We start from the raw sequence: 9,027 nt of genomic DNA, 5'->3' as shown, positions 1-9,027 counted from the left end.
AAAAACTCAATTTCGCAATCAAATTCTTTATTGATAAACTCTTCTTTACTCATAAATATTCAGAAGTAATAAGTCTGTAGCCAGTTTCTGTTTTTAAATATCCCAAATAATGTCATTGGCTTCCTCAAATTCTTCTTCGCCATTTAATTGTTTGCCAAATAATCTAATAATTACATTGTGGCTATCTAAATTTTGAGCAAAACATTTTAAAGCAATTTCTTTGGTAATTTCTTCTTGCGCATTTCTTTTTGGAGTAATTTCAAAATCGACAATTGTAGCTTTTGCAGTTGAAATTTTCCATTAAAAGCTTTGTATAGCAACTGATTCACACAAAATAATCTTTTATGCAAACCAATTCTTGGGTATTCTTCAGAAATTTTATCAACCAACATTTCATAAGAAACAGAATCTATTTGATGCTCGTTCATTTCGTCAGATAATTTATAATCTAACACAATTCTGGCAGCTTCACTTGGGTCTTTATCTGCAATTGCCATAAAAAGTAATTCTCTTAACTCTTTGCTATCCGTACTTTCTACATTTGGCAGCTCAAACCTGTCTAAAAGTTCTTTGTAGTCTTCAATACTCCAAGAGTTTTCAAGTTCATCAACTGCAGAAATTTTATGTATTTTTATAGTATATTTCATTTATAAGTCATCTTTTATTTAAAAGAAATATACATTTTTTAAATTGAAAAACAAATATTTATTTTGAAGAACAGAAAATGTCGCATCAATAAAAGGCATAAAAAAAGGAACAAAATAGTTTCCTATTTTGTTTTTAACAACCTAAAGGGGTATTAAATAAATAATAAATGAGTATTGTCTTGGTCTGCTCTTGCATAAAAATCGCCAATGGTAATGATGTCTTCAATTTCATCAATTAAATCTTCTTTTTTTAGATGAAACATGTCAACAGCGAGTTTACAAGCCCAAAGCTTACAACCAGAATCAGATAAAATTTCTAAAAATTCACCAACAGGAGGCATATCTAATTTTTCCATTTCTTTTTTCATCATTTTGGTTGCTAAAGCTTCCATGCCTGGCAGACCACCTAACATTGTAGGAATGTGCATTGCAGGATTACCTACGGTTGCTACCGCAAATGTTCTAGTTTTTTCTTTTGAATGGCTTCTAAACCAAAAAAGTAAAAAAGATTCTGATTCTATACCCTCCATTCTAGCTCCATTTGCATAATAAAGGCTGCATATACATTTTCTATTGTTGCTTTTGACAGTATAAAAAGCATTTTTCTAACTTTTGTTTTTCCCATGATTTCTATTTTTTAGATACAACTTTTTGGTTTTGGAACGCCTGCTATTTTTGTAGAGACTTTTAAAGGACCTCCAGGAAAAAGAGCGTAGAATTGTTTAATATCTACAACACCACTTTTTTTAATTCCTCGAATTGACAAAGCATTATTATTGGCAACTTGTTCTTGCAAATACGCAATTACCTCCCAATGTTTTTCTGTCATTTCAATATCATGTTCTTTGGCTATTTCTGCACCAATTTCTTTGTTCCATTGAGAAAAATCTGTTAAATATCCTTCGTCGTTAACTTTAATGTCAACTTGTTTTATTGTTTTTTATCATTTTATGGTTTTAATTGTTAATATTTTTCCTGCTGTTTTCATATTTCTAGATACAAATGGAATTGGAATTCCTTTTAATAAAACGTTCCAATAAATCCATCTAAAAGCTAATTTTCCCCAGTGATTAAACACACTTTCTTTTAAAAGTTTAGAGGACCAATGCCAGCAATAGGAAATGTGCTGTAACTGGTTCTTGCTTGTAGTTAAAGTCTATTAACAAAGCTTTGTTTTACCAGTTTCTATAAAACAGTTTGCATGGCCATCAATTCTTCTTTAAGAGGTTTGTTTTCTAGATATAATAAAATGTTATCTGTTAATGTTTCTGCTTGAAAATGGGCAACAGAACCTGCTTTTGATGCAGGTACATTTGGGCATCACCAATAACAAAAAATATTTTCGTGCGCTAAAGATTGTAACGTGTTTGGATGTGTTGGAACAAAATTTAAATCGTCTCCTAAATCAGATTTTTCTATAACTTCATCACCCATATTTGTAGGTACAGTCACTAATAAATCATAATCTACTTCAGTATCAGCATAATCAATAATTTTATTGTTTTCAAAATCAACTTTTTCAATCGCAAAATCAGTAACTATTTTTATGTTTTTATCTTCTAGTAAATAACCTAAAGTTTTAGATGTAAATTCTTTAGTAAAAGCACCACTTAAAGGAGTTACATAAGTAATATCAACCTTGTCTCTAATGCCTTTTTTTTGAAAATAATCATCAGCTAAAAAAGCAAATTCTAAAGAGCAACTGGGCATTTTATAGGCATTTCTGTAATATGTACTACCAATTTGCCTTTTTTAAAAGTGCGTAATTTATTTCTTAAAGCCAAAGCACCTTCATAGGTATAAAAATCAAAAATCGATTTATGCCATTCTTTGCTATGCATCCTTCGTATTCTATGACTTTACCAAATATATTTTGATTTATTTACGCAGCATATTTTAATACATCTACATAAGGAGTTTGTCTTTTTATAGTAGCAAAAATTCGTGATAATAGTTTATTCTTATGATGTTAATTGTGCTCATTTTATTTTTTCCTTGTTCGAGTCTTCTATGGTAAAATATTTTCATTTCTGGGTTATTTTGTATTGCTGATTTTGCACACATATCAAAGAGGCTTTTTATTTTTTGTTAGCAAGATTACTCACTTTAGTTCTTCCTCTAATACTTGTTCCAGAGGTATTAGGGAAAGGTGCAATTCCACAATAAGAAGCAAACTTTCTCCAAGAAGCAAACTTTGTAAATCCGTTTGTTGTTACAATCATAAATAAAGCTGTCTGACTACCCACTCCTTTGATACTCACAATTAGTTTACATTGTTTTTAAGTTGTTCATTAGCCTTAATTATTACGTTCATTTCAGCCTCAATATTCTTAATTTGTTTGGTAAAATATTTTATCATTTTCTCTTGGGTTTCTATAAGAAGTTGATTCTCTTTTCTAGTATAAATTCTTTTTTGTTCTTTAAGTGTTGCTTTATAACCAGCATTTTGTTTTACTAGCCTTTCTCTTAATGTTAATAAGCGTTTTAGTTGATGAATGTTTTTTGATGGAAGTTTATAAGGTTTAATTTCATCTCTTAATCGATACCCATAAAGTGCTATTTTTGTGGCATCTACTTTATCATCTTTTCCTCTAGAAATACCAAGGGATTTCTTTATTTCTAAACCTGGAATTAGTGCAAAATAAAAGTTATTTATATCAAAAAATAATGAGATTTCTTCAGAATAAATACCTGTATGTTCTAAAACAAATAAAGTTTGCTCTTTAGAAATTGGGTTGTTTTTTCGACCCATTTTACAAGTGCTTTAAATCCTTTTGAGTTGTTTTCAAATGATTGATAACACTGGTTACTGTGAATACGGACATCAAAAGTTAATTTGCTAATGTCAATACCAATAGTTTGTTTAATTTTCATAATTTTGTTTGTGTTAGTAAAAGATGATTACGTTGACTAAAACCTTTAAAAGGGCGAAGCTGAAATTCTATTTGGTCCTTTGTAATCGGTAATAAAAGAATGGAGACTAATACGAAGTATAGATCTTATTAATCTGGACTTTTGACAAGTTCACTCCATTCTTTTTCATTAAAAAAGTAACAATTCTTTAGTGTTCTAAATATATGAATTAAATGCAATAATTATACTTTGCTAATCTAAAGGACTTCTTGAGGCGCAATTTTAGAACCTGTTGCGATTATTAGTAAATCATACGTAAGAACTTCGTTTTCTAATACCACCAAATTGTTTTCTGCATCAATTTTTTCGATTTTTTGTTGATGATATGCTACACCTTTAGGAATAAATTTTTTGCCTACTTTTTTAACTTGATCTTCAGTATAAGTATCAAAAGGTAAAAAAAGAAAACCAGGTTGATAGTAATGTGTTTTGTATTGATCTATGATGCTTATTTTCCATTCTTTTTTGGGTAACTTAGAAACCATATGATTCGCCATCATTGTTCCTGCTGTTCCTGCACCTAAAATAACTAAGTTTTTCATTGTGATTAATTTATACACCAAAACTAGTAAGATTAGGAGTGGTATTTTATGATAAATATCATGTAAAAGCTATATGTAACCTTTGTTACATAAGGTTTTGAGTAATTTAAATCATTTTTTTATTTAGCCTAAAAAGTGTAATTATTGTGTTATTTTTGAACGTAATTTTTATGAATAATTGATACTAAGCATACATGGATATTAAAAAAAGAATAGATGCATTAAGGGCAGAGTTAGATACACATAACTATAATTATTATGTATTAGATAATGCCACAATTTCTGATTTCGATTTTGATATAAAACTCAAAGAATTGGAAAAATTAGAAAAAGAAAATCCTATTTTTTTCGATGTAAATTCACCAACACAAAGAGTAGGAGGTAGCATCACCAAAAACTTTAATACTGTTGTGCATCAAAATAGAATGTATTCTTTAGATAATTCGTATTCAAAAGACGATTTATTGGATTGGGAAAAGAGGATCCAAAAAATGTTGGGCACTTCAGAAATTGAATATACCTGTGAGTTAAAGTTTGATGGTGCATCAATAAACCTAACGTATGAAAATGGTCAATTTATAAAAGCAGTTACAAGAGGAGATGGTTTTCAAGGAGATGAGGTTACGAATAATGTAAAAACAATTCTCTCAATTCCTTTATCCATTAAAAAAGACTTTGTAAAAGATTTTGAAATGCGTGGAGAAATCATTTTACCTTTAGAAGGTTTTATCAAAATGAATGAAGAACGAGTAGCAAATGATGAGGAAGAATACAGAAACCCAAGAAACACAGCCAGTGGAAGTTTAAAATTGCAAGACAGTTCTGAAGTTGCAAAACGACCTTTAGATTGTTTATTATATCAAGTAGTAACATCAGAAAGAAAATACAAAACCCATTTTGAAAGTTTAGAAAATGCTAGAAAAGTTGGTTTTAAAGTGCCAAAAACAATTGTTTTAGCCAAAAATATTGATGAAGTTTTTGATTTTGTGAATCATTGGGATACAAAACGTCATACTTTACCTTACGAAACTGATGGAATTGTTATCAAAGTAAATAATTTACAGCAACAAGAAGAATTAGGCTATACCTCTAAAGCTCCAAGATGGGCAATTGCTTATAAGTTTGCAGCTGAACAAGTTTCTACAATTTTAAATGAAATTACCTATCAAGTTGGTAGAACAGGTGCAATTACGCCAGTTGCAAATTTAGAACCTGTGCAATTGGCAGGAACCACTGTAAAACGTGCGTCTTTGCACAATGCAGATCAAATTGAAAAACTAGATATTCGTGAAAATGATACGGTTTTTGTAGAAAAAGGTGGTGAAATTATTCCAAAAATTATTGCTGTTGATCTTACAAAACGTCCAGTAAATTCTACACCAACAGTTTATGCAACACATTGCCCTGAATGTAACACAGAACTGGTAAGAACTGTAGGTGATGCAAAGCATTATTGTCCAAACGAATTTGGTTGCGCTCCTCAAATTACAGGAAGAATTCAGCATTTTATCAGCAGAAAAGCTATGGATATTGATGGTTTAGGAGGTGAAACTGTAGATTTATTGCGTAAAGAAGGTTTAATTCAAAATTATGCTGATTTATATGATTTAAATGTTGCCCAAGTAATTCCTTTAGAAAGAATGGCAGAGAAATCTGCGCAAAATATGATTTCAGGAATCGAAAAATCAAAAGAAATCCCATTTGAAAAAGTACTTTTTGCACTCGGAATTCGTTTTGTTGGAGAAACTGTCGCTAAAAAATTAGCAAAACATTTTAAATCGATTAACAATTTAATGCAAGCAACATTTGAAGAATTAATTAATGTTGATGAAATTGGCGATAGAATTGCACAAAGCATTATTGAGTTTTCATCTAATGAAGGAAATAGAAATTTAATTAATCGTTTAAAAGAAGTTGGAGTTCAATTACAGGTTTCAGCGGAAAGTTTAGAAAATCAAACAAATAAATTAGAAGGACAAATATTTGTGGTTTCTGGCGTTTTTCATCAAATGTCTAGAAACGAACTCAAAAAAGCAATTGAAGATAATGGAGGTAAAGTAAGTTCATCTATCTCTAAAAAAACCAATTTTATTGTTGCTGGCGATAATATGGGCCCATCAAAATTAACAAAAGCACAAGATTTGGGTGTTATTATTATTTCCGAACAAGATTTTATTGATAAAATTAGTTAAAAAACTTTGGCAACCTTTTTGAGTAACTTAAATACAAATAATAAAATGAGTTTAAATTCGATGTAAATTTCTTTTTTAGAATTTTTAGATTGAAAACACGCAAAAATTTGAAAAAACTATTCTACATATATATAGGTCTAATTTCAATGATTTCTTTTTCGCAAAAAAAAGAAGAGCTAGATTCATTGCCTAAAAATTTCGACGATTATATTTTTGTAAAACCAGGAGACAGTATCACCATTAAGTTGAATGAATTTACATTACTGCCAAAGCAAAAGTTTAAATCTAGAGACGATATTCGTTATTATTTGTGGTTTCGCAGAAAAGTTTTTAAAGCATATCCTTACGCAAAATTAGCTTCAGAAAGGTTAGATTCTTTAAATGCGAGGTTAGATAGAATCGAATCTAAAAGTAAAAAGAGAAAATATACGAGACTAATTCAAAGATATATTGAGGGTGAATTCACAGATCAAATAAAAAAAATGACCAAAACAGAAGGTCGAATTTTAATTAAATTAATTCATCGTCAAACAGGCAACACTGCTTTCGATAATATAAAAGGACTCAGAAGTGGTTGGAAAGCCTTTTGGTACAACACAACAGCCAATCTTTTCAGTTTGTCTTTAAAAGATGAATATCTTCCAGAAACTGTAAACGAAGATTATTTAATCGAAGATATTTTGCAACGTGCTTTTAGAGATCAAGTTTTAAAGAGTCAACCTTCGAAACTTAATTTTGATTTTATAAAAGTTATTTCAGCTAAAAAAGCAGAGATAGATGTTGAGGATTATAAAATTATGTTTGCTAAAATGAAAAAGAAGAGTAATAATTAATATTTTTTGGGTGTTACCCCGCAAAAAGGCGTGGTCGGGCTTTGAGTTTATCTTGAGCGAAGTCGAAAGGCACTCGTTTTTTTTATGTTTTTAATTATAAATCATTATTTTTTTTAAAATCGGGTTGAATTAAGTTAGCATTGTTGATTAATGAGGTAACTATAAAAAAGAGCTCAAACAACTGCTTCAATCCCTAACACAGGTTTAGATAATTTTTACAGGCACTAGATAATACTTCTCTGTTAGCACAGAATAAACATAAATAGAGTTCCACTTGAATTTTGTTTTAAATACTAATTGTTGTTTTTAATTTTTTTTAGTTTATAATTATCGTGTTTTCAGTGTTTTATTTTGAGTTGATAAAAAAAGTTTAAAAGAAATTAAGATAATAGTTGTGTATGTGTGATTGAGTTGTATATTTGCACCCGCTAACGGAGATTTGGTTAGTTTAAGTTCTTTGAGGTTTCTGTTATTGGCTTTGTATTGGTGTTGGTTATTGTTTTTAGAATTTGGTAAAATTTTAAAAAAAATAATTAATTTTAATTAGGTTGATAAATATAAATGGTTGTATCTTTGCAGTCCGAAATTTTCGGTGTAAGGTCAGTTGTTTAAGGGGTAAAAAAAGAAATAGAAAAAAAGTTATTTTTTATTTGTCAGATTAAAAATAAGTTTTAGATTTGCACCCGCTAACAGAAATAGCAAAAAAAGTTCAGAGAGGTTTTGGAATAGTAATAGTAAGATTTTTTAAGTTTTACAAATTATTAAATAGTTCGATTCTATTGTTTCTACAGATTTAGGTTTTATAGAGATTGTTTAACGACAAGATTGCGGAATTTAAGAAGTTCATTGAAAATATTGAAATTGACAGCGTAAATAAAGAGTAGAATAACCATGTTTAATTAATTAGACAAATTCTTTTGAAACTTATTCATTCATATTATTAAAGATATACAATGAAGAGTTTGATCCTGGCTCAGGATGAACGCTAGCGGCAGGCTTAACACATGCAAGTCGAGGGGTAACATTGTGCTTGCACAGATGACGACCGGCGCACGGGTGCGTAACGCGTATAGAATCTACCTTTTACAGGGGGATAGCCTTTAGAAATGAAGATTAATATCCCATAGTATTGAGACTTGGCATCGAGACTTAATTAAAGATTTATCGGTAAAAGATGACTATGCGTCCTATTAGCTAGATGGTAAGGTAACGGCTTACCATGGCGACGATAGGTAGGGGTCCTGAGAGGGAGATCCCCACACTGGTACTGAGACACGGACCAGACTCCTACGGGAGGCAGCAGTGAGGAATATTGGGCAATGGAGGTAACTCTGACCCAGCCATGCCGCGTGCAGGAAGACTGCCCTATGGGTTGTAAACTGCTTTTATACAGGAAGAAACACTGGTATGTATACCAGCTTGACGGTACTGTAAGAATAAGGACCGGCTAACTCCGTGCCAGCAGCCGCGGTAATACGGAGGGTCCGAGCGTTATCCGGAATCATTGGGTTTAAAGGGTCCGCAGGCGGTCAATTAAGTCAGAGGTGAAATCCCATAGCTTAACTATGGAACTGCCTTTGATACTGGTTGACTTGAGTCATATGGAAGTAGATAGAATGTGTAGTGTAGCGGTGAAATGCATAGATATTACACAGAATACCGATTGCGAAGGCAGTCTACTACGTATGTACTGACGCTCATGGACGAAAGCGTGGGGAGCGAACAGGATTAGATACCCTGGTAGTCCACGCCGTAAACGATGGATACTAGTTGTTGGGCATAAGCTCAGTGACTAAGCGAAAGTGATAAGTATCCCACCTGGGGAGTACGGTCGCAAGACTGAAACTCAAAGGAATTGACGGGGGCCCGCACAAGCGGTGGAGCATGTGGTTTAATTCGA

11 protein-coding genes and 1 rRNA gene (1 of these 12 cut by a window edge) are annotated in these 9,027 nt (G+C 31.3%); 3 read left to right on the top strand and 9 right to left on the bottom strand.

The genetic code is table 11. The features are described 5' to 3' along the window. Positions 1-206 precede the first annotated feature (206 nt). From P161_RS18895 to P161_RS0117790, 9 genes are all read right to left on the bottom strand, one after another. Complete coding sequence (locus P161_RS18895; RefSeq protein ID WP_231494771.1) at positions 207-647, bottom strand: hypothetical protein; 441 nt, start codon at positions 645-647, stop codon at positions 207-209. Between the two features lie 152 nt (positions 648-799). After that, a complete protein-coding gene (locus P161_RS18890) occupies positions 800-1,177 on the bottom strand; it encodes a DsrE/DsrF/DrsH-like family protein (protein WP_231494770.1) in 378 nt (125 codons plus the stop codon). A 107-nt stretch (positions 1,178-1,284) separates the two neighbouring features. Then, positions 1,285-1,581 (bottom strand): TusE/DsrC/DsvC family sulfur relay protein, encoded by a 297-nt coding sequence (locus P161_RS0117815; protein ID WP_026778228.1) that lies wholly within the window; start codon positions 1,579-1,581, stop codon positions 1,285-1,287. Positions 1,582-1,590: 9 nt separating this feature from the next. Further along, on the bottom strand, positions 1,591-1,725 hold the full coding sequence (locus tag P161_RS20025) for a hypothetical protein (protein WP_302846539.1): 135 nt from the start codon (positions 1,723-1,725) through the stop codon (positions 1,591-1,593). Positions 1,726-1,967: 242 nt separating this feature from the next. Next, positions 1,968-2,357, bottom strand: coding sequence for a hypothetical protein (locus P161_RS19990; protein WP_026778227.1), 390 nt, complete (start codon positions 2,355-2,357; stop codon positions 1,968-1,970). Beyond that, positions 2,339-2,488: a hypothetical protein gene (locus P161_RS19985; RefSeq protein ID WP_231494769.1), complete on the bottom strand. Its 150-nt coding sequence runs from the start codon at positions 2,486-2,488 to the stop codon at positions 2,339-2,341. The genes P161_RS19990 and P161_RS19985 overlap by 19 nt, the downstream gene beginning before the upstream one ends. Before the next feature lie 237 nt (positions 2,489-2,725). Beyond that, positions 2,726-2,908, bottom strand: coding sequence for an IS110 family transposase (locus P161_RS19980; RefSeq protein WP_231494768.1), 183 nt, complete (start codon positions 2,906-2,908; stop codon positions 2,726-2,728). Between the two features lie 2 nt (positions 2,909-2,910). Beyond that, positions 2,911-3,399 carry a transposase gene (locus P161_RS19975; RefSeq protein WP_051605798.1) on the bottom strand — a complete coding sequence of 163 codons (489 nt, stop codon included), beginning with the start codon at positions 3,397-3,399 and terminating at the stop codon, positions 2,911-2,913. Positions 3,400-3,757: 358 nt separating this feature from the next. Next, on the bottom strand, positions 3,758-4,102 hold the full coding sequence (locus P161_RS0117790) for an FAD-dependent oxidoreductase (protein WP_026778226.1): 345 nt from the start codon (positions 4,100-4,102) through the stop codon (positions 3,758-3,760). A 194-nt stretch (positions 4,103-4,296) separates the two neighbouring features. Here P161_RS0117790 and ligA point away from each other — a divergent pair, with 194 nt between their 5' ends. The 3 genes from ligA to P161_RS0117775 all read left to right on the top strand — a co-directional run. After that, positions 4,297-6,294 (top strand): NAD-dependent DNA ligase LigA, encoded by a 1,998-nt coding sequence (ligA, locus tag P161_RS0117785; RefSeq protein ID WP_026778225.1) that lies wholly within the window; start codon positions 4,297-4,299, stop codon positions 6,292-6,294. 146 nt (positions 6,295-6,440) lie between these two features. Continuing rightward, the gene (locus tag P161_RS0117780) at positions 6,441-7,127 is read left to right on the top strand and encodes a DUF4294 domain-containing protein (RefSeq protein ID WP_036841667.1); all 687 of its coding nucleotides are present in this window, start codon (positions 6,441-6,443) and stop codon (positions 7,125-7,127) included. A gap of 950 nt (positions 7,128-8,077) precedes the next feature. Next, a 16S ribosomal RNA gene (locus P161_RS0117775) occupies positions 8,078-9,027 on the top strand (it continues 567 nt past the right edge of the window).

It is taken from the genome of Polaribacter sp. Hel_I_88 (assembly GCF_000687935.1).
Taxonomy (GTDB): Bacteria; Bacteroidota; Bacteroidia; order Flavobacteriales; family Flavobacteriaceae; genus Polaribacter.
The sequence above is the reverse complement of the archived record's forward strand: the minus strand, read 5'-3'. Positions and strand labels throughout refer to the sequence as shown.